General features: G+C 63.9%; 27 protein-coding genes. 11 read left to right on the top strand and 16 right to left on the bottom strand.

From position 1 onward, the window contains the following. Nucleotides 1-30 precede the first annotated feature (30 nt). The 3 genes from CK228_RS16245 to CK228_RS16235 form a co-directional block, all read right to left on the bottom strand. The gene (locus CK228_RS16245; RefSeq protein WP_010912737.1) at nucleotides 31-429 is read right to left on the bottom strand and encodes a RidA family protein; all 399 of its coding nucleotides are present in this window, start codon (nucleotides 427-429) and stop codon (nucleotides 31-33) included. Nucleotides 430-592: 163 nt separating this feature from the next. Then, nucleotides 593-2,140, bottom strand: coding sequence for a magnesium-protoporphyrin IX monomethyl ester anaerobic oxidative cyclase (bchE, locus tag CK228_RS16240; RefSeq protein WP_095788498.1), 1,548 nt, complete (start codon nucleotides 2,138-2,140; stop codon nucleotides 593-595). Nucleotides 2,141-2,251: 111 nt separating this feature from the next. After that, nucleotides 2,252-2,728, bottom strand: coding sequence for an Lrp/AsnC family transcriptional regulator (locus tag CK228_RS16235; RefSeq protein WP_095788497.1), 477 nt, complete (start codon nucleotides 2,726-2,728; stop codon nucleotides 2,252-2,254). 139 nt (nucleotides 2,729-2,867) lie between these two features. On the opposite strand from CK228_RS16235, the gene phhA reads away from it, so the two are divergent. Next, nucleotides 2,868-3,704: a phenylalanine 4-monooxygenase gene (gene phhA / locus CK228_RS16230; protein WP_095788496.1), complete on the top strand. Its 837-nt coding sequence runs from the start codon at nucleotides 2,868-2,870 to the stop codon at nucleotides 3,702-3,704. Nucleotides 3,705-3,770: 66 nt separating this feature from the next. Here phhA and CK228_RS16225 read toward each other — a convergent pair whose 3' ends face one another. Beyond that, nucleotides 3,771-4,175, bottom strand: coding sequence for a VOC family protein (locus CK228_RS16225; protein WP_095773263.1), 405 nt, complete (start codon nucleotides 4,173-4,175; stop codon nucleotides 3,771-3,773). Nucleotides 4,176-4,277: 102 nt separating this feature from the next. Between CK228_RS16225 and CK228_RS16220 the strand changes: the two genes are divergently transcribed. After that, the gene (locus tag CK228_RS16220; RefSeq protein ID WP_095788495.1) at nucleotides 4,278-4,901 is read left to right on the top strand and encodes a TetR/AcrR family transcriptional regulator; all 624 of its coding nucleotides are present in this window, start codon (nucleotides 4,278-4,280) and stop codon (nucleotides 4,899-4,901) included. Nucleotides 4,902-4,961: 60 nt separating this feature from the next. Here CK228_RS16220 and CK228_RS16215 read toward each other — a convergent pair whose 3' ends face one another. Beyond that, complete coding sequence (locus CK228_RS16215; protein WP_095788494.1) at nucleotides 4,962-5,456, bottom strand: MarR family transcriptional regulator; 495 nt, start codon at nucleotides 5,454-5,456, stop codon at nucleotides 4,962-4,964. Between the two features lie 94 nt (nucleotides 5,457-5,550). Between CK228_RS16215 and CK228_RS35320 the strand changes: the two genes are divergently transcribed. Then, nucleotides 5,551-5,718: a hypothetical protein gene (locus tag CK228_RS35320; protein WP_179295942.1), complete on the top strand. Its 168-nt coding sequence runs from the start codon at nucleotides 5,551-5,553 to the stop codon at nucleotides 5,716-5,718. Nucleotides 5,719-5,778: 60 nt separating this feature from the next. Here the strand turns inward: CK228_RS35320 and CK228_RS16210 are convergent, their stop codons facing one another. The 3 genes from CK228_RS16210 to CK228_RS16200 all read right to left on the bottom strand — a co-directional run bounded on the left by CK228_RS16210 (nucleotide 5,779) and on the right by CK228_RS16200 (nucleotide 8,359). Further along, the gene (locus tag CK228_RS16210; RefSeq protein WP_095788493.1) at nucleotides 5,779-7,218 is read right to left on the bottom strand and encodes a GMC family oxidoreductase; all 1,440 of its coding nucleotides are present in this window, start codon (nucleotides 7,216-7,218) and stop codon (nucleotides 5,779-5,781) included. Beyond that, a complete protein-coding gene (locus CK228_RS16205) occupies nucleotides 7,215-7,412 on the bottom strand; it encodes a hypothetical protein (protein ID WP_095773259.1) in 198 nt (65 codons plus the stop codon). The genes CK228_RS16210 and CK228_RS16205 overlap by 4 nt, the downstream gene beginning before the upstream one ends. Nucleotides 7,413-7,597: 185 nt before the next feature. Then, the gene (locus CK228_RS16200) at nucleotides 7,598-8,359 is read right to left on the bottom strand and encodes a GGDEF domain-containing protein (protein WP_095773258.1); all 762 of its coding nucleotides are present in this window, start codon (nucleotides 8,357-8,359) and stop codon (nucleotides 7,598-7,600) included. A 162-nt stretch (nucleotides 8,360-8,521) separates the two neighbouring features. Between CK228_RS16200 and CK228_RS16195 the strand changes: the two genes are divergently transcribed. Next, entirely contained in the window at nucleotides 8,522-9,226 is a 705-nt protein-coding gene (locus CK228_RS16195; protein ID WP_095773257.1) for a pyrimidine 5'-nucleotidase, read from the top strand. Nucleotides 9,227-9,361: 135 nt separating this feature from the next. Here the strand turns inward: CK228_RS16195 and CK228_RS16190 are convergent, their stop codons facing one another. Continuing rightward, nucleotides 9,362-10,207 (bottom strand): LOG family protein, encoded by an 846-nt coding sequence (locus CK228_RS16190; protein WP_095773256.1) that lies wholly within the window; start codon nucleotides 10,205-10,207, stop codon nucleotides 9,362-9,364. A gap of 224 nt (nucleotides 10,208-10,431) precedes the next feature. Between CK228_RS16190 and dapD the strand changes: the two genes are divergently transcribed. From dapD to CK228_RS16170, 4 genes are all read left to right on the top strand, one after another. Further along, nucleotides 10,432-11,286 carry a 2,3,4,5-tetrahydropyridine-2,6-dicarboxylate N-succinyltransferase gene (gene dapD, locus CK228_RS16185; RefSeq protein ID WP_095788492.1) on the top strand — a complete coding sequence of 285 codons (855 nt, stop codon included), beginning with the start codon at nucleotides 10,432-10,434 and terminating at the stop codon, nucleotides 11,284-11,286. A gap of 72 nt (nucleotides 11,287-11,358) precedes the next feature. Beyond that, complete coding sequence (locus CK228_RS16180) at nucleotides 11,359-11,721, top strand: DUF805 domain-containing protein (RefSeq protein ID WP_095773254.1); 363 nt, start codon at nucleotides 11,359-11,361, stop codon at nucleotides 11,719-11,721. Continuing rightward, nucleotides 11,714-12,091: a DUF805 domain-containing protein gene (locus CK228_RS16175; protein ID WP_179295941.1), complete on the top strand. Its 378-nt coding sequence runs from the start codon at nucleotides 11,714-11,716 to the stop codon at nucleotides 12,089-12,091. Before CK228_RS16180 ends, CK228_RS16175 begins: the two co-directional genes overlap by 8 nt. 127 nt (nucleotides 12,092-12,218) lie before the next feature. Then, a complete protein-coding gene (locus tag CK228_RS16170; RefSeq protein ID WP_095788491.1) occupies nucleotides 12,219-12,992 on the top strand; it encodes a hypothetical protein in 774 nt (257 codons plus the stop codon). Here the strand turns inward: CK228_RS16170 and CK228_RS16165 are convergent. Then, nucleotides 12,895-13,965, bottom strand: coding sequence for a 2-dehydropantoate 2-reductase (locus CK228_RS16165; protein WP_095788490.1), 1,071 nt, complete (start codon nucleotides 13,963-13,965; stop codon nucleotides 12,895-12,897). The two genes, CK228_RS16170 and CK228_RS16165, sit on opposite strands and share 98 nt — an antisense overlap. 125 nt (nucleotides 13,966-14,090) lie before the next feature. Here CK228_RS16165 and dapE point away from each other — a divergent pair, with 125 nt between their 5' ends. Both dapE and CK228_RS16155 read left to right on the top strand, forming a co-directional pair. Continuing rightward, nucleotides 14,091-15,284 (top strand): succinyl-diaminopimelate desuccinylase, encoded by a 1,194-nt coding sequence (dapE, locus tag CK228_RS16160; RefSeq protein WP_095788489.1) that lies wholly within the window; start codon nucleotides 14,091-14,093, stop codon nucleotides 15,282-15,284. A 5-nt stretch (nucleotides 15,285-15,289) separates the two neighbouring features. Next, nucleotides 15,290-15,940 (top strand): transporter, encoded by a 651-nt coding sequence (locus CK228_RS16155; RefSeq protein WP_095773250.1) that lies wholly within the window; start codon nucleotides 15,290-15,292, stop codon nucleotides 15,938-15,940. Nucleotides 15,941-16,010: 70 nt separating this feature from the next. Here the strand turns inward: CK228_RS16155 and truA are convergent, their stop codons facing one another. From truA to def, 4 genes are read right to left on the bottom strand one after another with little or no spacing between them, the layout of a single operon-like run. Next, nucleotides 16,011-16,757, bottom strand: a complete 747-nt coding sequence (gene truA, locus CK228_RS16150) for a tRNA pseudouridine(38-40) synthase TruA (protein WP_095788488.1) — start codon at nucleotides 16,755-16,757, stop codon at nucleotides 16,011-16,013. Nucleotides 16,758-16,780: 23 nt separating this feature from the next. Then, nucleotides 16,781-17,287 (bottom strand): N-acetyltransferase, encoded by a 507-nt coding sequence (locus CK228_RS16145; RefSeq protein ID WP_095773248.1) that lies wholly within the window; start codon nucleotides 17,285-17,287, stop codon nucleotides 16,781-16,783. Further along, on the bottom strand, nucleotides 17,284-18,231 hold the full coding sequence (gene fmt, locus CK228_RS16140; RefSeq protein ID WP_179295953.1) for a methionyl-tRNA formyltransferase: 948 nt from the start codon (nucleotides 18,229-18,231) through the stop codon (nucleotides 17,284-17,286). Before fmt ends, CK228_RS16145 begins: the two co-directional genes overlap by 4 nt. A gap of 12 nt (nucleotides 18,232-18,243) precedes the next feature. Further along, a complete protein-coding gene (gene def, locus CK228_RS16135; RefSeq protein ID WP_010912760.1) occupies nucleotides 18,244-18,774 on the bottom strand; it encodes a peptide deformylase in 531 nt (176 codons plus the stop codon). Nucleotides 18,775-18,877: 103 nt separating this feature from the next. Between def and CK228_RS16130 the strand changes: the two genes are divergently transcribed. Continuing rightward, nucleotides 18,878-20,149: a DNA recombination protein RmuC gene (locus CK228_RS16130; protein ID WP_095788486.1), complete on the top strand. Its 1,272-nt coding sequence runs from the start codon at nucleotides 18,878-18,880 to the stop codon at nucleotides 20,147-20,149. 116 nt (nucleotides 20,150-20,265) lie between these two features. On the opposite strand, the gene CK228_RS16125 is transcribed toward CK228_RS16130, so the two are convergent. Both CK228_RS16125 and CK228_RS16120 read right to left on the bottom strand, forming a co-directional pair. Beyond that, a complete protein-coding gene (locus CK228_RS16125; RefSeq protein ID WP_095788485.1) occupies nucleotides 20,266-21,078 on the bottom strand; it encodes a class I SAM-dependent methyltransferase in 813 nt (270 codons plus the stop codon). 82 nt (nucleotides 21,079-21,160) lie between these two features. Then, nucleotides 21,161-21,565 carry a GFA family protein gene (locus CK228_RS16120; protein ID WP_095788484.1) on the bottom strand — a complete coding sequence of 135 codons (405 nt, stop codon included), beginning with the start codon at nucleotides 21,563-21,565 and terminating at the stop codon, nucleotides 21,161-21,163. Between the last annotated feature and the right edge of the window lie 26 nt (nucleotides 21,566-21,591).

The following is a 21,591-nucleotide window of genomic DNA, read 5'->3' as shown; positions in this document are numbered from 1 at the left end:
CTGTACGCTCGTCGCTCGCGGCTCAGCCGATCAGGCGGGTTGCGGAAGGCGCGCGATGACCTTTATCTCGAAGTCGAAGCCCGCCAGCCAGTTCACGCCCACCGCGGTCCAGTTCGTGTAGGGCGGTTCGCCGAACACCTTCAGTCGGACGGCGTCGATCGCCTGCCACTGCGCGGCGGGATCGGTGTGGAATGTGGTGACGTCGACAATGTCGTCGAACGTGCAGCCTGCGGCCTTCAGTACGGCCGCGAGGTTGTCGAAGGCAAGCTGGACCTGCTTTTCGAAGACAGGCTCGGGTGACCCGTCCTCGCGGCTGCCCACTTGCCCTGAGACGAACAGAAGGTCTCCCGAGCGGATCGCCGCCGAATAGCGGTTGATGTCATAGAGAGCCTGCCGGCCGGCAGGGAAGATCGCGTCACGTTTGGTCATTTTCACTCCGTTCAAACAAAGGCAGGCCCGATCTCCCGACGATCGCGACCTGCGCTCCACTGTCCGGGGCAATTTACATACGCCCCGTATGCCGGATGTGGGTGCATACGCGGCGTATGTCAATATTGATACGCTGCGTATTTTTGTGAGAGTGGCAAGCCGGTCAGGCGCCCGGCGAAATCGCGGCGGCAGCTTCGGCCGGCTTGCGCGGTGGACGTGCGACGATCATCGATTCCTCCTCGGCGTCCTGCGGCGCGCCCCAGAATTCGGCAAGCGTCGGGCCGTCCTTCACCCTGATGTCTCGGACCAGGAAACCCCAGACCTCGCGAAACCAGACCCGGCGGCCCATCCTGGTGTACCAGCGCATCGAATGCCGCTGCTCGGGGTCGGGGTGGAACAGGATGCGCGCCAGCGCCTTCGGCCGCGATTGCACGGCAAGCTCGATCAGCTTGACGCTGAAGAACAGCATCCACGGCTTCAGCCGTGTCATCTCCAGCACCTGGTGCTTGTAGTCCCACAGCCGGGCATCCTTCTGGATGACCTTGCGGTCGCGCGCGATGCGGAAGAACGGCGTCCAGCGATGCGGCGTCACATAAAGCGCCTGGATCTGGTCGGGGTCATAGGCGATGAGCTGGCGAAAACCGCGCCACAGGTCGCGAAACCCCTCATCCTCGAAGCCGGCCACCCACGTCGCCATCGACAATATGCCGTGCTTTCGCAGCAGCCTTATCGCCTCGCGGTCGGACGAGGTGCTGCCGCCCTTGCGGATCAATTGCAGCGTCTGCTCGTCGGTGTTTTCCATGCCGAGCAGCCAGCGGATGACACCGGCCCTGCGGTAGAGATGCAGGATGTCGGCGTCGCGCACGATGTCGTCGGCACGCGTCGAGCCGACGATCAGCACCGGCACGTTCTCGGCGATCAGGGCGTCGAGAAAGGCCCGCCACGCCTTCTTCGAAACCGTCGGGTTCTCGTCGGCGAGATTGACCAGCTCGACGCCATGTTCGCGGTGCAGCCAGGCGATCTCTTGCGCGAACCTTTTTGGATCGCGATGCCGCCAGCGGGTCCAGAAGCCGCGCTGGCCGCAATAGTTGCACAGATGCGGACAGCCGCGCGAAAACTGCATCACCACGGCGCGCTTGCCGCCCCAGTAACTGTAGCGGCGGTGGTCGATCAGCTCCCAGCCGACGCGGTAGGCGTCGAGTTCGGCAATGGTCATGGCCGCCTGCGTGGCGAAGGGCCGGCGCAGATCGTCGCGAAAGGCGATGCCGGCGACGCTCGCCGGCGGCTGGTGCATTTCCAGCGCCTCGACCAGCGCCACCACGGTCGCTTCGCCCTCGCCGCGCACGATGAAGTCGAAGCCGTCGGTCGCCGCCAGTATGTCGCGCCAGTGGTAGGTCGGGAAGACGCCGCCATAGATGATGATGGTCGCCGGCTCGTGCTCCTTGATCATTTTGGCGATCAGCAAGGCGGTCGGGTGTGCCGAGGTCGAGCCGGAATGGCCGATCAGGACGAAGTCCGGGATGTCATCCAAGGCGTCGTCCACCACCTTGTCGAGCGGCATCGGCCCGAACTCGCCATCGACGAGGCGTACGTCGTGGCCGGCATCGATGAGCGGGCCGCCGATCGCCAGCAGTCCAAGCGGCGGCAGATGATCATCCGGCACCCGGCTGCCGATGGCGGTGTGCGGCGGATTGATCAGGACGATTTTCATGGCGGACCTCCGAGAGATTGGTCCGCGCATGCTGGCCGGCGATCTAGCCGCCCGATTGGCCCGTTTCAGCAGTTTGCGTGCAGCTTTTCCGCAGGAGCGCTGGAGATGGCGCTACTTCCTGAGATGCGCGAGCGGCACGTGGCCGGGGCCCTTGATGTTCTGCAGCACGAGCTGCGTGTGGACGTCGCGCACGCCGTCGAGCCGCATCAGCCGATGCATGACGAAGGCGTTGAGCTCGTCGACCGAAGGCACCATCACATGCAGCAGGAAGTCGTGGTCGCCGGTCATCGTCCAGCACGAGGACACCTCGTCCATGCGCTGCACCGCGGCAATGAATTTTTCCGGCGAACCGTCGCTGTGGCTGACCAGGCGCACCTGGATGAACACCTCGACCATCAGGCCGACCGCGCGGCGGCTGATCACCGCGGCAAAGCCCTTGATGATGCCGGCATCCTGCAGCGCCTCGAAGCGCCGCGCGCATGGCGTCGTCGACAGGCCGATCTCTTGCGCCAGTTCGGAGACGGGCTTGCGCCCGTCGCGTTGCAGCACATCGAGCATCTTGATCTCGAAGTCGTCAAATTGAGGCATTTTCACTCCTCCGATCCGGATTGTGGGTGAATGTTATCCCGAATATCGCTGATGAGCCACCATCGGAACCAAATTGCCTCGGCAAATCCGGTTACCCTTCGGACACGTCTGCCATTGCCGATTTGCGAGGAGAAAAACCATGACGGCGATGAGTGTTGCCGAATATGCCCGCGATTGCGCGGCGCAGGGGTTGCGCGGCGACTATTCGGTCTGCCGTGCCGATTTCACCGTGGCCCAGGGCTATGACTACAGCGGCGAGGAACAGGCGGTGTGGCGCACATTGTGCGACCGCCAGACCAAGCTGACGCGCAAGCTCGCCCATCATTCCTATCTCGACGGTGTCGACAAACTCGGCCTGCTCGACCGCATTCCCGACTTCGAGGACGTCAGCACCAAGCTGCGCAAGCTGACCGGCTGGGAGATCGTTGCGGTGCCGGGCCTCATTCCCGCCGCGCCCTTCTTCGACCATCTCGCCAACCGCCGCTTCCCGGTCACCAACTGGCTGCGCACCCGGCAGGAGCTCGACTACATCGTCGAGCCGGACATGTTCCATGATTTCTTCGGCCACGTGCCGGTGCTATCGCAGCCGGTCTTCGCCGACTTCATGCAGATGTATGGCAAGAAGGCCGGCGACATCATCGCGCTCGGCGGTGACGAGATGATCACCCGGCTCTACTGGTACACGGCCGAATACGGCTTGATGCAGGAGGCCGGCCAGCCGTTGAAGGCCTTTGGCGCCGGCCTGATGTCGTCCTTCACCGAATTGCAGTTCGCCGTCGAGGGCAAGGACGCCCACCATGTGCCTTTCGATCTCGAAACGGTGATGCGCACCGGCTACGAGATCGACAAGTTCCAGCGCGCCTATTTCGTGCTGCCATCCTTCGACGCCTTGCGCGATGCTTTCCAGACGGCCGATTTCGAGGCGATCGTCGCGCGCCGCAAGGACCAGCCGGCACTCGACCCGGCGACGGTCTAAAACACAAAGCGCGTCGCATGAATCCGTTTCAACGCGACGCGCTTTGGACGCTTTGATCCCGCTGGGCTATTGCATGGCGGCGGGGTTCATCCACAGGAGCTCCCAGACGTTGCCGTCGGGGTCTTCGATGTGGCGGTTGAACATGAAGCCGAGGTCCTGCGCGGGGTTGGGATCGGCGCGGCCGCCGGCCGCGACGCCCTTCTCGATCGTGGCATTGACCTCGTCCTTGCTGCCGGCGGTGAGCGCGATCAGCATCTGGCTGTCACGCCTGGCGTCGCCGATCTGGCGGGTTGTGAACTGGCCGTAATGCTGGTGCGTCAGCAACATCACGCCGATCGCGTCGGAGAACATGATCGAGCTCGCCTGGTCGTTCGAGAACTGCGGATTGAGCGTGCCGCCGATCGCGAGATAGAAGTTGGTCGCTGCCTGCAGATCGCGCACCGGCAGATTTATGAAGATCATCTTGGTCATCGGTCTAAGCCTTGCCTTCGTTGACAGGTACTAGTCAGTCCAGTACCGTTTCATGGCTACCATGAGAGAACGGTACCGTCTAGTACTGGTTGGAAGGGCGCAATGAAAACCGGCGGTGAGACCAGATCGGCTCGCAAGGATCGTGAGATCATCCAGGCGGCCACGGCGGCGTTCATCAGCAAGGGTTATGACGGGACCAGCATGGAGGAAATCGCCACCAAGGCGGGGGCTTCCAAGCAGACCGTCTACAAGCATTTCACCGACAAGGAGACGCTGTTCGGCGAAGTCGTTCTGTCAACCGCTACCCAGGTCAATGACATCATCGAGTCCGTGACGACGCTGCTTTCCGAGGCGAAATTCATGGAAGGCGGCCTGCAGCAGCTTGCCCGACGCCTGATAGCGGTTCTCATGGATGAAGAGTTGTTGAAGCTGCGGCGCTTGATCATCGCCAACGCGGATCGAATGCCGCAGCTTGGCCGCGCTTGGTACGAAAAAGGTTTTGAGCGCATGCTTGCCTCGACGGCGTCCTGCTTTCAAAAGCTCACCAGTCGAGGACTGTTACAAACCAGCGATCCCTATCTGGCAGCCAGCCATCTCTTTGGAATGCTTCTTTGGATCCCCATGAATGAAGCCATGTTCACGGGCAGCAACCGGCGCTCCAAGGCCGAACTGGAACGGCACGCGGATGCCTCGGTGGAGGCATTTCTGGCCGTCTACGGGGCCTAGCCGAAATAATGCCGTTCCCCGCCGACGTTTGCGACAACGCCGCCGACACACCGAACCCTATCATCCAGGGGTGTCCGGCCCCTCGGCCGTCAGCCGTGCAAGCTGGGCACGCTGCAGGTCGAGCGCGGCGTTGACGAAGCGTGATATGGTCGCGAGCTCGGCGTCGCTGAAGGTGGCGATCACCTTTTCGCCCTCCTTGGCGATGGCGCCGTAATAGCGCGCCGACAGCTCCCGCGTCGCCTCGGTCGCTTCAATCACCACCTTGCGCCTGTCCTCGAGACTGCGCGTGCGCGTCAGCAGCCCGCGCGCCTCCAGCCGGTCGATCAGCGCCGTCACGGCGGCCGGCGTCAGGCCGGTCGCGGTCGCGATCGCGCCAGCCGATTGCGGGCCGCCATGGAGCAGCCCGACGCAATGGCGCTCGGCCATGTTGAGCCCGAGCCGCGTCCCCACCGCCTCGTCATAGGCCTGCGTGGCGTCCTGCCATTGCATCACGGCTACGCCGATCGCGGCCGCCATTTCGTCGCGATACCCGCTTGACGAATTTGTTTCGATCATCTAACTATCAATCCGTCTAACATTTAGACCATCGCAGCAATATGCGGCGGCACTGCCGACAAGGCAAGGGCCGGCCGCCGACACGGAGTGAAAAATGAGCTCGATCGAACAACGTACCCCTCTCTCGCATGAGGACGAATTCAAATACGCCAAGCTGGCGATGGAATGGTACGGCTGGGGTTCCCCCATCGGCCTCGGCATCCTGCTCGTGGCGCTGGCCGCCGCGGCGGTGCTGGTGCGCATCGCCGTCTACGGCTTCTGAACTGGAGCATGATGCCGCACACCTGCCGGCGCCATCACTGGCGCCGGCTACCGTGGAATGTCAGACAGCGACCACCTTGCTCAGGTGATCTCCCAGCCGGCAGGCCAGCGCGGTGATCGTCGTCGTCGGGTTGGCTTGGCCGGATGTGCAGAACACCGAGGAACCGCCGACATAGAGATTGTCCATGCCGTGCACCTTGCAGTTGGCGTCCACCACGCTTCTGCTGATGTCGATGCCCATCCGCGTGCCGCCCATATGATGGTGGCCGGCGGTCTCCTCGTCGGTCGGATAATCCTCGCCATTGGCAATCCAGTCCATGAGACGGACACGGCCGAGATCCTTCTCGATGAGCGTCGTGCCGAACAGCTTCAGGCCTTCGACAAGCGTGCGGCGCTCGAGCTCCGATTTCTTCCAGTGCAGCTCGATGCGCGGCACGCCGGCATGGTCGACATCGGTCTTGGACAGCTTGATCTGGTTGGAGGCCAGCGGCGCCTGTTCCCAGGCGACGTAGAGCTGGGCCGCGCAGCGCAGGTTCTGGCTGAGCCGATAGGCGACCCATTCGGCCATGTCGGGCGCCGTGCAGGCGAGGTCGGCAATCACATGCTTGACGCCGGCATAGGGCGTCTCGATCAGCCTGATGCCGAAATTCATGATCCGCAGGCGCTCCATCGCGGCAAGCGTCGGCGAGAAGAAGGCCTCGTTGACGGCATCCACTTCGAACTCGCCATAGTCGGCAAGAATGGCATTGCCGCCCTCGAAGGTCGGGTGTTCCATCCAGTAGCGGCCAAGTGCCGTGGCGTTCGGGACGACGCCGCCATTGGAACGCTGGTTCGACCACAGAAGCAGCCGCGAATTCTCCAGCCCGCCGGTGCAGACGATGAAATAGTCGGCGCTGAAGGCGCCCGCGTCCTGGCCGTTGGACCATAGTTTGGCGCCGGTCACCCGTTTGCCGTCACCGGCAAGCTCGGTGGCATAGGTGTTGAGCACGACGGCGATGTTGCGGCTCTTGTCGAGCTCGTCGGCGAATTTCTCGCCGAAGCGCACCGCCGGGCTCTTGATCAGCTGCACCCAGCGAATGTCGTCCGAGATCGGCACATCAGGCCGGAAATCAGGAAGTTCGAGGATATCGTGCACCTCCGGCAGATAGGGCTCGATGTCGGTGCGGCGGATCGGCCAGCCTGTGTCGGGTGCCCAGGCCTTCGGCTCGAAATCCTGCTTGTCGAGCACGCGGCACCAGCCGGCCCAATGGTTGGAGCTGCCGCCCATACACCGCAGCCGGGTGATGTCGAGGTCGAAATAGAAATCGCCGACCGTGGTGCCGCGGTAGAAATCCTGCGACTCGTTGCTGAACTCGCGCGAGCCGGCCTCCAGCACCACGACGGGGATGCCGGCAGCGCCCAGCTTGCGGGCAATGGTGGTGCCGGCCGGACCCGAACCGAGGATGCAGACCTTGGGTTTGAAGTTGGCGGCGCGATACGCCTCATGACTGTCGAAGATCATGCCAGGTCGCTCCGCTTCAGGATCCAGCCATTGACCTCGACGATCTCATTCGGGTCGGCCGGTGACGGATCGGCCCTTGAAGGACCGGCACGGGCCGCGTCGGCTTCAGGCAGCTTGCGGAACAAGGACAAGGCAGGCAGGGCGATCAGCGCCTGCACGAGCGTGCGGCGCGACATTTTCTTGAAGAAGCTCATGCCGGGTCTCTCGGATAAGGGCCTCGATGCGCGCATGACATTCCCCAAACGGCACACGCATCGTCACAGACGCCAGTATCGTGCCAAGCCCGGCCCCAAGGCGTGAAAAGGCGGGCAAGCGCTACAACCGAATGCAAACAGGGTTAGAAATTCCTTAACGGGCGAGGTGTGCCCGACCGGCCGGCTCACGCGGCCGCGGAAATGTCCGTATCGAGGATCGTCAGGTTGCGGCCGCCATGCTTGGCCTGGTAGAGGCGCCGGTCCGCGGCGCGCATCAAATCCGATACGTTGACGTCCTCGCCGCACACGGTGCCGCCGATGCTGACGGTCAGCGGAATGGTCCGTTCGTCCACCGGCCGGAAGCGGATCAGCTCGACCTCTCGGCGAATGCGCTCGGCGACACGCTTGGCTTCCTGCTCGGTGGCGCCGACCAGAAAGGCGCCGAACTCCTCGCCGCCGATGCGGCCAAGCACGTCGCCGCTGCGCACGCCGCGCTCGATGGCGCTGGCGATCAGCAGCAGCGCGTCGTCACCGGTCAGGTGGCCGAAACTGTCATTGATCTTCTTGAAATGGTCGGCGTCGATGATCAGCAGCGCGCCGCGGTCGGACTTGCGCCGCGAACCGTCCAACGCGGCAAAGAAGCTTTCCCGGTTGAGCATGCCGGTCATGTCGTCGCGGCTGGCCTTCTCCGACAGGCGGCGGTGCGCGGCTGCAAGCTGGGCGTGTGCCCGGGCCAGTTCGCGGTGCGCGTTCTTCAGCCTGTCGCTCTGCCAGAAGGTGCTGGCGCAGGCCACCCATGCAAGCACCAGCGGACAGAGCGTCGAACTCAGCCAGATCGTTCGGCTGATCGGGAATCCCAAGGCCGGAACGATGATCAGCGTCAGAACAAGCGAGGCGGCGACGGAGGCGAAAGCGATAGCGGCGGATTTCAGAATGATGCTGTTCATCGCGGGCTCCCCACAGGACTTTCTCTGTGCCAGCAAGCCCTGAAGGCCACCTTTCCCGGTTGCATAAAATTTGAATCTTGCGGCCATTTCTGCCACCAAAAGCGCGTGGAAGTTGTGGATAAAGTCCATTTCAGAATCCGCGTTTCATGCCATAAGGAGCGCATGACCACGCAGCCTGACCCCGCCCGCTTCGCCCATGTCACCGACTGGGTGTTCGACCTCGACAACACGCTCTATCCGCATCATTCGAATCTGTTCTCGCAGATCGACGTCAAGATGACCGCCTATGTCGGGGAGCTGCTGTCGCTGCCGCGCGAGGAGGCGCGCAAGCTGCAGAAGGAGCTTTATCGCGAATATGGCACGACGCTGAACGGGTTGATGGCGCGCCACGGCATCGATCCCGACGATTTCCTCGAGAAGGTGCATGACATCGACTATTCATGGCTGGTGCCCGACCCTGTCCTGGGCACCGCCATCCGCCAGCTTCCCGGCCGCAAGTTCATCTTCACCAATGGCGACCGCCGGCATGCCGAGCGCACCGCGCGCCAGCTCGGCATCCTCGACCATTTCGACGACATCTTCGATATCGTCGCCGCCGGCCTCAATCCCAAGCCCGCGCGCCAGACCTACGAGAAGTTCGCCGAGCTGCATGCCGTTACCGGCCACAATGCGGTGATGTTCGAGGACCTCGCCCGCAACCTGGAGGTGCCCAAGGCGCTGGGCATGACCACCGTGCTCGTCGTGCCGCGCAATTTCGAGCCGACCTTCGCCGAGATCTGGGAACGCGACCCTACGCAGGAAGACGACGTCGATTTCGTCACTGACGATCTGGCGGGGTTTTTGACCGCGATTGTGGAGAGGGAGTAGGGGAATTGAAGAACTGAAGAATTGGAGATTTGATCGGGAATGCGGGGGCCACGATTCTCCTCAATTCCTCAATTCCTCAATTCCTCATTCCTCAATTCCTCAATTCCTCAATTCTCCAGTTCCCCAACTCCTCCCTCACTCCCCCAACTTGTAGAACCGGCTGACAATCCCCCAGGCCTCGTCGGCGGTGTCGACGAAATCGATGATGTCCTGGTCGCCGGGGCTGATCGTGCCTTGCTCGGCGAGGAAGTCGAGGTTGATCGCGCGTTTCCAGAACGATTTGCCGAACAGGATCACCGGCACGCGCTCCATGCGTCCGGTCTGGATCAGCGTCAGCGTCTCGAAGAACTCGTCCATCGTGCCGAAGCCGCCGGGAAACACCGCCACCGCCTTGGCGCGCATGACGAAGTGCATCTTGCGGATGGCGAAATAGTGGAAGTTGAAACACAGCTCCGGCGTCACATAGACGTTCGGCGCCTGCTCATGCGGCAGCACGATGTTGAGTCCGATCGACGGCGCGCCGACATCGTCGGCGCCGCGATTTCCCGCTTCCATCACGCCGGGGCCGCCGCCGGTCACCACGACATATTCGCGGTAGTACGAGGCGGCCGATTGCCGCGAGCACAGGCGGGCGAATTTGCGCGCCTCCTCGTAATATTTGCTGTTTTCCTCGAGGTTCTTCTTCTGCGTCTCGTTCTTGGCCGCCCAGGCCACGCCGCCGGGTTCCGGCAGGCGCGCGCCGCCGAACAGGATCACCGTCGAACGGATGCCGCGCTCGGCCAGGATCATTTCCGGCTTCAAGAGTTCGAGCTGCAGCCGCACCGCGCGCAATTCGCGCCGCGTCATGAAGTCGGGATCGTTCCAGGCAAGCCGGTAGGTCTCGGCCCGCGTCTGCGGCGTGTCCGGCACGCTTTTCGACCGCTCCAGATCCTCGTCCGAATGCGGCAGCGGCGTCCACCCCGCCTTTTCCATAGGTGTCATCAAATTACCCGTCCAAATTTCCTTGACTGCGCCGTCCCATGACGCAGGTGCGATTGACCCTCACTGAGCCTTAACATAAGCAGGTTCCGCAAACGTGTCCGGCGGTTTTGCGACAAGAACCTGCTTATGCAAAGACCCAGGCAGGCGAAGCACGCCCAGGGTCCACGCGACTTCAAAACAGGTTAAGGCGCGGCCCCTTAACAGCTTGGTAATGGAGCGAATTCATGTCGAAGCCCGATCTGGCGAGCCTCGAAAAGACCATCGAGAAGGCCTTCGACGAACGCGATACGATTTCGACCGCGACCCGCGGCGAGACGCGCGACGCCATCCAGGCCGCGCTCGACCTGCTCGACCGCGGCACGGCGCGCGTCGCAGAGCGCCAGGCCGACGGCAAGTGGCAGGTCAACCAGTGGCTGAAGAAGGCCGTTCTGCTCTCCTTCCGGCTCAACCCGATGGAGATCATCAAGGGTGGCCCGGGCCAGGCCGTCTGGTGGGACAAGGTGCCGTCCAAGTTCGATGGCTGGAGTGCGGTCGATTTCGAGAAGGCAGGCTTCCGCGCCGTGCCGTCGTCGATCGTGCGCCGTTCCGCCTATGTCGCGCCGGGCGCCGTGCTGATGCCATCCTTTGTCAATGTCGGCGCCTATGTCGATACGGGGACCATGGTCGATACCTGGGCCTCGGTCGGCTCCTGCGCCCAGATCGGCAAGAACGTGCATCTGTCGGGTGGCGTCGGCATTGGCGGCGTGCTCGAGCCGATGCAGGCCGGCCCCACCATCATCGAGGACAATTGCTTCATCGGCGCGCGTTCGGAAGTCGTCGAGGGCTGCATCGTGCGCGAAGGCTCGGTGCTCGGCATGGGCGTGTTTATCGGCCAGTCGACCAAGATCGTCGACCGCGCCACCGGTGAGATCTTTTACGGCGAAGTGCCGCCCAATTCGGTGGTCGTCGCCGGCTCGCTGCCGGGCAAGCCTTTGCCGAACAACGAGCCGGGGCCTAGCCTCTACTGCGCCGTCATCGTCAAGCGCGTCGACGCCAAGACCCGGTCCAAGACCTCGATCAACGAATTGCTGCGCGATTGATCTTTCCGCAAAGCGGGCGCACCTTCCGCCGGCGCGACAATCCGTCGCGCTGGTTCAACATGGAGGGGTGACATGGACTGGAAATATCTGCTGACAAGTTTCGACGGCCGCATCAATCGCGCCAAGTTCTGGGCCGGCATCGGCGTGTTCATCGTTATCGGCATCGTCGCCTTCATTCTCGACTCGATCCTTGGCACGCGTTTCACCACCAGCAGCGGCGCTCAGGTCGGCATCATCGGCATCCTCTTCGCGCTGGCATCGATCTATTTCGCTATTGCCCTCTACGCGAAACGCTGGCACGACCGCGACAAGTCGGGCTGGTGGACGCTGATTGGCCTCGTACCTGTCATCGGCGGCATCTGGCTGCTGGTCGAACTCGGCATCCTCCAAGGCACCAGCGGTGCCAATCAATACGGACCGGACCCGCTTGCCTGACAGTCCAAATCTCACCTGGCTTTTCTTCAAGACATCGGGCCGCGTCAGCCGCGCGGCCTATTTTCTTGGCGGCCTGCTCGTCGCCATCATCCAGGCCTTCCCGCTCTACCGCTTCACGCTGGTGCCGGAAGGCTCGGCCGAGGGCAATATGTGGTCGTTCATCTTTTTCATCGCCTTCATTGCCTCGCTATGGTCGAACATCGCGCTGGCGGTGAAGCGGCTGCACGACCTCGACAAGCCGGGCATTGCCGCGCTGATCCTGTTCGTACCGGTCGTCTCGATCGTCGCCTTTCTTGTGTTGTGCCTGTTTCCAGGGCAGCCTGGACCCAACCGCTATGGCCGGCGCACCAACGAGCCGGCGCAACCCTAGAGCCGGATGATTTCAGGTCGAATCGACCTGAAATCTGAATCCGTCTCTAAATCAAAGAGATAGAGCATGATGTCGTCCGAAAATCGCTTCACACTTTTCGGCATCATGCTCTGAGGGCCGATCGGACATGCGCTACCGCACGCTTGATCCGAAACTGATCATCGAGACCGCCGAACGGCTTGAGGAGCGCGTTGCGGAACGGTTTCCCCAGGCCGGGCTGCGCGGCGTCGCCGCCGAACTGGTGTCGCTGTCACGCGATCTGGCCAGGGCGGCCCAGGCGCTCGAAGCGCCGATCTGGTGGCTGCGCGGGCTCATCATCGCCGCCGTCCTCGCCGGCGCGTTGATCTTCCTGTTCGTCGGCACCATCCTGCCGCTCATTCACATCTCCCAGGCTGACGATGCGGTGCAGTCGGTGCAAGGCATCGAAGCCACGATCAACATGATCATCCTTGCCGTGCTCGGCCTGCTGGCGCTGATCCGCACCGAGGAGCGCATAAAGCGCAAGCGGGTGTTTCGCCAGCTGCACGGCCTGCGCTCGCTGATCCATGTCATCGACATGCACCAGCTGACCAAGGATCCGGCGGCGCTCTCGGCCGATTTCAAGCCGACGGCGCATTCCCCGGCCCGCATCACCAATGCCTCCGATCTCGCTCGCTACCTCGATTATTGCTCCGAAATGCTGTCTATCACCGGCAAGATAGCCGCGCTGTTCGCGCAGTCGGTCAATGACAATGTCGTCATCGACGGCGTCAATGACATCGAGAACCTGGCGTCCAACCTGTCGCGCAAGATCTGGCAGAAGATCACGCTGATCGAGAGGCACCCGGCGGCACGACCTGTTCCGGCGCCAGGCCGGGCGGGCCAAGCCGCGCCGCTTCCGCCGCGCGCACCAAAGCGGTAACGCTTTTCAAGAGCGGCGCCGGCGTCCCCGTTTTTTCGGCGAGGCCGAGCACCGCGCCTTGCAGTTCGCCGATTTCCGTCGGCCGGCGGCGCTGCAGATCGTCCCACATCGACGAGCGTGCCTGAGGGTCGATCGCCAGCATGCGCCGCGCCAGCAGTTTGAACAGCCAGTCCGGCAGCCGGAGCACTTTCGGCAGCAGCGCCGGCCGCGGTCCGGCGATCCGCGCCGGCGCGATGCCGGAGGCTTTCATCGCCCGCAGCGCCTCGTCGATCTGGCCGGCCAGGATCAGCCGCCAGCGCCGATCGGCGAGTTCGCTCGCCAGCGGCAGGTCCGACAATGCCACCAGAGCGTTGTTGAGGTTCATCAAAAGCTTGCCCCACAGCACGGCCTTCATGTCGCCATGCGTCCCTACCGCCAGCCCTTCGACATCAAGAAGACTGGCGACATCGAGAAGGCCGGCGACATCGAGACGGCCGGCAGGGCCGCCATCGTCGATCATCACCTTGCCGTCGCTGGCGCGGTGGACGCGCAGCGGCAGCTCGCCGTCAGGCGATTGCACCACATTGAACGGCACCATGCCGGCCAGCACGGTGCGCTGGCCAGACCCGGCGCGCAGCCTGTCGGCATTGTCGACGCCGTTCTGCAGGCTGACCACCACCGCGTCGGGTCGGGCATGGGCCTCGATCAGCGCCGCCATCTCCTGCGTCGCGCCGCTCTTGACGGTCACCAGGATCACATCCGCCCGCGGCAGAGCGACGGCGGGATCGGCGGTGATCCCGAGCGCGTCAGGCTTGACCAGGCGATCGCGGCCTTCAAGGTCGCTGACGCGCAATCCGCCTTGCCGCAGCGCTGCCTCGATGCGCGGCCGGGCCAGCAGCACAACCGGCCGCCCGGCAAGCGCCAGGCAGCCGCCGACATAGCAGCCGATGCTGCCGGCGCCGGCGATGACGATCCGTTTTTCCCCGTCTGCCATCTCTTGCTCCGCACCGGCCCGACTATACGACATGAAAACCATAATGTCGGCGGCATCGTCTGCCATTGCGCTGGCTCCTATGTCTGCCCGTGACAGGCCCTCAGCTTTCGACTATCGCTTTTGCCATGACGCTGCCGACCGATCCCGCCGCAAACCTCGCCGCCCTTATCCGTTGCGCCTCAGTGACACCAGCCGAAGGCGGTGCGCTGAGCGCCCTGGAAACGATGCTGAAACCGCTCGGCTTCCTGGTCGACCGGCCGGTCTTTTCGGAGGACGGCACGCCCGACATCGAGAACCTCTATGCAAGGCGGTCCGGCAACGGCCCGCATCTGATGTTCGCCGGCCATACCGATGTCGTGCCGGTCGGCGACGAGGCCGCCTGGACGCATCCGCCTTTCGCCGCCGAGATCGCGAATGGCGAGATGTATGGCCGCGGCGCCGTCGACATGAAGGGCGGCATCGCCTGCTTCATCGCGGCGATAGCGCGCCATGTCGAGAAGCATGGCGGCCCCAAGGGCTCGGTCTCGCTGCTGATCACCGGTGACGAGGAAGGCCCGGCCATCAACGGCACGGTCAAGCTGCTCGAATGGGCGGCTTCCAGGGGCGAGAAATGGGATGCCTCGATCGTTGGCGAGCCGACCAACCCGGATGCGCTCGGCGACATGATCAAGATCGGCCGGCGCGGTTCGCTGTCCGGTTCGGTCACCGTCAACGGCCGCCAGGGCCATGCCGCCTATCCGCAGCTTGCCGACAATCCGGTGCGCGGTCTGATCGGCTTGGTCGACGCCTTGCTGCATCCCGTCTTCGACAAGGGAACCAGGGATTTCCAGCCGACCAATCTGGAGGTCACCTCCATCGATGTCGGCAATCCGGCCACCAATGTCATCCCGGCGAAGGCGACCGCGACCTTCAACATCCGCTTCAACGACACCTGGACGGCCGAGACCGTCCAGGCCGAAATCCACAACCGGCTCGACCAGGCGGCCAAGCGCAAGAAGTACCGACCGGGCAAGAAGGCGCCGGTCGACTACGACCTTGTCTGGCGCGACGGGCCAAGCCATGTCTTCCTGACCCGCGACGACAAGTTGGTCGACACGCTTGCCGGCTCGATCAAGGCGGCGGTCGGCAGGGAGCCGACATTGTCGACCTCCGGCGGTACGTCGGATGCGCGGTTCATCAAGGATTACTGCCCGGTGGTCGAGTTCGGTCTGGTCGGCAAGACCATGCATATGGTCGACGAGCGCGTCGCCCTTGCCGATCTCGAAACGCTGACGCGGATCTACCAGCGCTTCATCGAAGACTGGTTCGGACAGGGCTGAGCAGCATGCTTTCGGCGGATGAAACCCAAGCTTCGTTGACCGGTGCCTGGCGGCTTATGCTCGGCAAGGCCGACGGCCTGCGCCTGCTCGACCTGTCGGCCGACGGTTTCTGGAATTCCTTCTTCGCCATCGTCGTTGCCGCGCCGGCGCTGATCGTGGGCTGGGTCGGCATCGCCAACGAGATCGGCGATCCCAACGCCTTCGTGGGCCGTTTCGGCATGCTGGTGCGCCTGGCGACGGTCGACATCGGCTCCTGGGTGCTGCCGCTGGTCGTGCTTGCCCTGGTCGCGCCGCGCGCCGGCATTGGCGGGCGCTTCGTCCACTATGTCGTCGCCAGCAACTGGGCCTCGGCCATCACTGCCTGGCTCATGCTGCCCTCGGCGCTGATCAGGCTTTTCCTGTCGTCGGCAAGCCAGGTCTCGAGCCTTGTGTCGCTGCTGCTGTTCGCCTTGTCGATGGCGCTGACCTGGCGCATGACCAATGCCACGATCGGCAAGGGTGCGGCGGTCGGCACCGCCGTTTTCGTCGGCATGTTCATCGCTTCGCTGCTGGTGTTGTTCGGGCTGCAGATGCTGCTTGGCATCACCGTGCCGGACGATATCGGGGCCCAGAGCCTTTCCGGACCGTTTCCGGGGTTGGAGCCTGCCGGGCTCTGAATAGGGCCTACCGGTTCTTTTCGGAATAGAGCCTTCGGGCTCTATTCCGGACAGAGCTTCTGCACTCTGTTCAGGGATAATCGACGCCAATGAGAAAAAGCCCGTCGGGCGGCGCCACCTGGCCGCAGGCGGCGCGGTCGCGCGCTTCGAGCGCTGCCTTGAGGTCGGCCTCGGTCCAGCCGCCATCGCCGACGCGCTTGAGCGAGCCGACCATGGAGCGCACCTGGTTGTGCAGGAAGGAACGGGCCGAGGCTCTCACCTCGATCATGTCGCCAGCCCGGCTCACATCGAGCCGTTCCAGTGTCCGAACCGGGCTGTTGGCCTGGCACTGGGTCGAACGGAAGGTGGTGAAGTCATGCCGGCCGAGCAGGAGTTTCGCGGCCTCGTGCATGGCGCCGGCATCGAGCCGCTTCGGCACCCACCACACCTTGCCCTTTTCCAGCGCCGCGGGCGCGCGGCGGTTGAGGATGCGGTAGAGATAGTGGCGGCCGGTGGCCGAGAAGCGCGCGTCGAAATCGTCCGGGACGATCGCCGCCTTCAGGATGGCGACATGCGCGCCGGCTGCCTGCAGGTGGGCGTTGACGGCATCGCGCACCTTGTCGCCAGGCCAAGGCTTGGCGAGGTCGGCATGCGCCACCTGGGCGCTCGCATGCACGCCGGCATCGGTGCGGCCGGCGGCGCGCAGCCGCACCGCCTCACCGCAGAATTTCTCGATCGCCAGCTCGATCGCCTGCTGCACCGAAGGCTGGTCGGCCTGGTGCTGCCAGCCGGCAAACAGGTTGCCGTCATATTCGATGTCGAGGCGAAAACGCGGCATGCCGGCAGCTTATACGCTTTCGCCTACGCGGCGAGAGCCGTGAAGGCGGAAGCGTACACCAGCCTGCCGGCCTCAGGAGCGTCGCCCCAGGCCAGCGCCTGCAGCGCCTCGCCTTGATATTCGCTCTCGAACTTCTCGGCCCGCGCATGGCTATAACCGAACCGGCCGTAATAGGCCGGGTCGCCCAGCACCACCGCCAGCGTCTCGCCGGCATCCCTGAGGCGGATATGCGCCTCGCGGATCAGCGCGCCGCCAATGCCGCTGCCGTGAAACGAAGGCTCCACCGCCAGCGGCGCCAGCGCCACGGCCGCGAAGCTCTTGCCGCCATTCTGGACGAACAGCCGGGAAAACAAGATATGGCCGACCACCTGGCCGTCTTCTTCCGCCACCAGTTCGACGACGGCGTCGCCGCCGGTCACCAGCGCGTCGACCAGCCCGGCCTCCGCCTGCTGGCCGAAGGCGTGTTCCTCGACGAGGCGAATTGCCTCGCGATCCCGCGGCGTTGCCGCGCGTATCGACATCATGCTCATGAGAACTTCATTCCTTTTACGATCTTGGCTCCGCGCAGGAATTCCGACGCGGCGGCGGGCTTTCCGCCCGCGCGTTGAACTTCGACCAGCCTGATCGCGCCTGCCCCGCAGGCGACCGTCAGCCGGTCATCGAGAATTCCTCCCGACTCGCCCAAACCTTCCGAAAGCGACAGGCCTTCGGACAGCGTCGAGCGAAGCAGTTTCAGCCGTTCCATGCGGCCGCCAATGTCTATTTCGGACCAGGCGCCGGGAAAGGGCGACAGGCCGCGAAGATGGTTGTGGACCTCGGCCGCAGGCCGCGTCCAGTCCACCCGCGTCTCGGATTTATCGATTTTTCTGGCGTAAGTCACCCCTTCCGCCGCTTGCGCGGCAAATGTCAGGGTGTTCCCCTCCAGCCGCGCCAGCGCTTCCACCATCAGGGCAGCACCGACGCGCATCAACCGATCATGCAGATCGCCGGCTGTCATATCGGGTTCGATGGTGCATTTTTCAAGCAATCCCACCGGTCCGGTGTCCAGCCCCTCTTCCATGCGCATTACCATCATGCCGCTTTCCAGGTCACCAGCCATGATGGCGCGCTGGATGGGGGCGGCACCGCGCCAGCGCGGCAAAAGCGATGCATGGCCGTTGATGCAGCCAAGCCGGGGCGCGTCAAGAATCGCCTTCGGCAGCAGCAAACCATAGGCGACGACCACGGCGATATCGGTCCGCAGGGCGCTGAAAGCCGCCTGCTCGGCGTCGCCCTTGAGGGATATCGGCGTGCGCACCTCGATGCCCAGCCGTTCGGCCTCGCGCTGCACCGGCGACGGCGTCAGCTCCAGCCCGCGCCGGCCGCCGGCGCGCGGCGGCTGCGTGTAGACGGCGGAAATCTCATGTCCGGCCTCGGCGATCGCGCGCAGCGTCGGCACCGAAAACTCCGGCGTGCCCATGAAGATGACGCGCAGGGGCATGTTCCCCTATCCCACCAGCTTGCCCGGCGCCTTGTCCTTGGCGAGCTTCTTGAATTTCTTCACCACCATGTCGCGCTTCAGCTTGGAGATATGGTCGATGAACAGCACGCCGTTGAGATGGTCGATCTCGTGCTGCAGGCAGGTCGCCATCAGCCCCTCGGCCTCCATCTCCTGCAACTTGCCGTCGCGGTCGAGATATTTCACGCGAACGGAAGCCGGGCGTTCCACCTCGGCGTAATAGTCGGGAATCGACAGGCAGCCTTCCTCGTAGACCGAGCGCGCCTCGGCGCTTTCCAGGATCTCCGGGTTGATGAAGACATGCGGCGCCGGCGTTTCGTCTTCCTTGGCGAGATCGATCACCAGCATGCGCAGCGGCTCGCCGATCTGGATTGCCGCCAGCCCGATGCCGGGCGCGTCATACATGGTCGCCAGCATGTCGTCGGCCAGTTTGCGCAAAGGCGCATCGACGCGCTCCACCGGCTTGGAAACCTGGCGCAGGATGGGATCGGGAAGGATGATGAGCGGCTTGATCGGCATGGCGTCCCACGTAAGACGTCCAGCGAAAAGCGTCAACCGGTGGACCTGAGTATCGTTCACGTTTTGATCTGTGCCAGCCCACCGAATCGGCTATGCTGTCCACATGAATGATCTGAGCACCATCCTTTCGCAGCCCGTCGCACGGCTTGGCGCCTCGACAATCACGCTGGGCCACGCCCTGGCCTTCGGCGCCTTGCTGTTCCTCGGCCTGTTCCTGGCGCTGGTCGTCGCGCTGTGGCGGTCGGCCAAGGCGCGCGCGGTCGCTGCCGCGGAAGCCGCCGACCATGCCCGCGACGCCGAGGCGCGGATGGCCGGCATCTTGCAAAGCCAGGCCGAGATGCAGGGCCGCATGGGCGCCATCGCCGAAGTGTTCGGCGCGCGCCAGGCGGAGCTGACGCAGTCGATCGGCCAGCGCCTCGACGCCATGACCGGCCGCCTCGGCCAGACCATGACCGAGCAGACCAAATCGACGCATGAGAGCCTGGCCAAGCTGCAGGAGCGGCTGGCCATCATCGATGTCGCGCAAGGCAACATCCAGTCGCTCGCCGGCCAGGTCGTGCAGCTGCAGGCGATCCTTTCCAACAAGCAGACGCGCGGTGCCTTCGGCCAGTCGCGCATGGAGGCGATCGTCGCCGACGGCCTGCCGCATGGCGCTTATGAATTCCAGGCGACGCTGTCGAATGGCAGCCGGCCCGATTGCCTGGTGAAGATGCCGAACGGCGCGCCCTCGCTGGCCATCGATGCCAAGTTCCCGCTGGAAGCCTGGAATGCCATCCGCGCCGCCGACGGCGCCGATCTGCAGAAGGTCGCGTCCCAGGCCTTCCGCCGCGACATCGAGATCCATGTCCGCGATATCTCGGAAAAATACCTGATCCAGGGCGAGACGCAGGACACCGCCTTCATGTTCGTGCCGTCGGAATCGGTGTTCGCCGAAATCCACGAGAATTTCGAGGCGATCGTCCACAAGGCGCACCGCGCCCGCGTTGTCATCGTCTCGCCGTCGCTGCTGATGCTGTCGATCCAGGTCATCCAGGCGATCCTCAAGGATGCCCGCATGCGCGAACAGGCGCATCTGATCCAGGGCGAGGTCATCCGGCTGATGGAGGATGTCGCGCGCGTCGACGAGCGCGTGCGCAAGCTGCAGGTGCATTTCGGCCAGTCGGCCAAGGACATCGACGATATCCTGGTCTCGACATCGAAAGTGACCAAGCGCGGCCAGAAGATCGAGGCGCTGGAGTTCGGCGCGCAGGCCGATGGCGATGCCGGCCCGGAGACGCCGTCACGGGCGCCCGCGGCGAAACTCGAGCCCGGTCCGCGCGCTGCCGATTCAAAGACCGGGCAGCTCAGGCTGCGGGTCGTCGAAGGCGACGACTAGAGCAATTCCAGGAAAAGTGTGAAACGGTTTTCCGTCCGGAATTGCGTTAAAACAAAGAGTTAGAGCGGGTTGCCGTTTCCGTGAAACGGTGAACTGCTCTAGCCGGCAATTCCGGCCTAGGCCACGGCCACGATGACGTGTGCCTGGATCTTGGCGGCAACCGCGCCGCTGCCATGTCTGGCCGCAATCGCGGATGCGGCGTAATCCGTTGCAGCGTCCAGTTTCCCGGGATCCCTGGCCTCGATTTCGGTGCGAAGCACCGTTCCCTGGCAATAGGCCACGGCCGGCAGGCGCGGCGAGGGGGCGCGGCTCTGTTCGGCTCTCGTTTCGATCGCCACACCGGAGAAGCCGGCCTCTTCCAGTTCGCCGCGGATCAGCGCCGTATCGTGGTAGCCATGCGGCGTGCGGGCGAGAAAGCGCGGCGGATCGTTCGCAAACATCGTGGCCAGCGCATTGGTCACATCATCGGCGAAGACATTCTCCTCGATGCGATCCCAAACGTTGAACAGGAAATGCCCGCCGGGTTTCAGCACCCGCCTGGCCTCGCGGTAGGCGGATGGGCGGCTGGGAAAGAACATCGCGCCGAACTGGCAGCAAACGAGATCGAAGGCCGCGTCCTCGAACGGAAGCGCCATGGCATCGGCCTGGCGCCATTGGATGCGACCGTCGCGAGCCTGTCGCGAAGCGGCGTAGTCGAGCATCGGCTGGTTGAGGTCGGTCACGACATAGGTTGCGTCAGGGGACAGTTTTGGCGCCAAGGCGCGGGTGACGACCCCGGTGCCCGCGGCGACTTCCAGGACGGCTTTGGGCGAAAAGGACGCTGCCCGCCGTGCAAGGTCCGCGGCGAATGGCTCGAAAATCAACGGCACCATATAGCGGTCGTAGTTTTCCGGGATCGAGCCGGCGAACAGTTTGTCCGTTTCCAACATCGCTATTACCCGCCGCTTGATGGTGAGCGAGGCTAGCACAGAATTGCTTGTCCTGGGGCGGCTTTCGACCGGGAGCGCGGGGCTATTGCTCCTCCACGATGCTCATGCCTTCGAATTCGGGAAGCCAGTGCAGGGCCGACCGGTGCCATTTCTGTTGTGTCGGCACCAGATCCTCGCGTTGCCGCGCGGTGCCCGCCCTGATTCCATAGACCTTCGGGCCGTCGCCAACCGAAGTCGCGAAAAGATGCGAACCGCAGTCGCCACAAAAGGCCTGGGCGCGCTTGGCGCCGCTCGATCCGGTCTTGATATAGAGTTTTGGCGTGCCCCTGGTGATCCGGTAGTGATCCTCGGGCGCGGGAACAGTGACGCGAAAGGCCGTGCCGGTCAGCTGCTGGCAGTCCGTGCAATGGCAGATCGAGGTCTTCGCCGGGTCGACCTCCGCCTCATAGGTGATGGCGCCGCAATGGCACCCGCCGTCGATCTTCATGGTCGTTCCTCCGAAATCCGTCGCCT

The organism is Mesorhizobium sp. WSM4312, assembly GCF_002294875.1.
In the GTDB taxonomy this organism is placed as follows: domain Bacteria; phylum Pseudomonadota; class Alphaproteobacteria; order Rhizobiales; family Rhizobiaceae; genus Mesorhizobium.
Note: the sequence above shows the minus strand (reverse complement) of the source record. Positions and strands in the feature narration are given on the sequence as shown.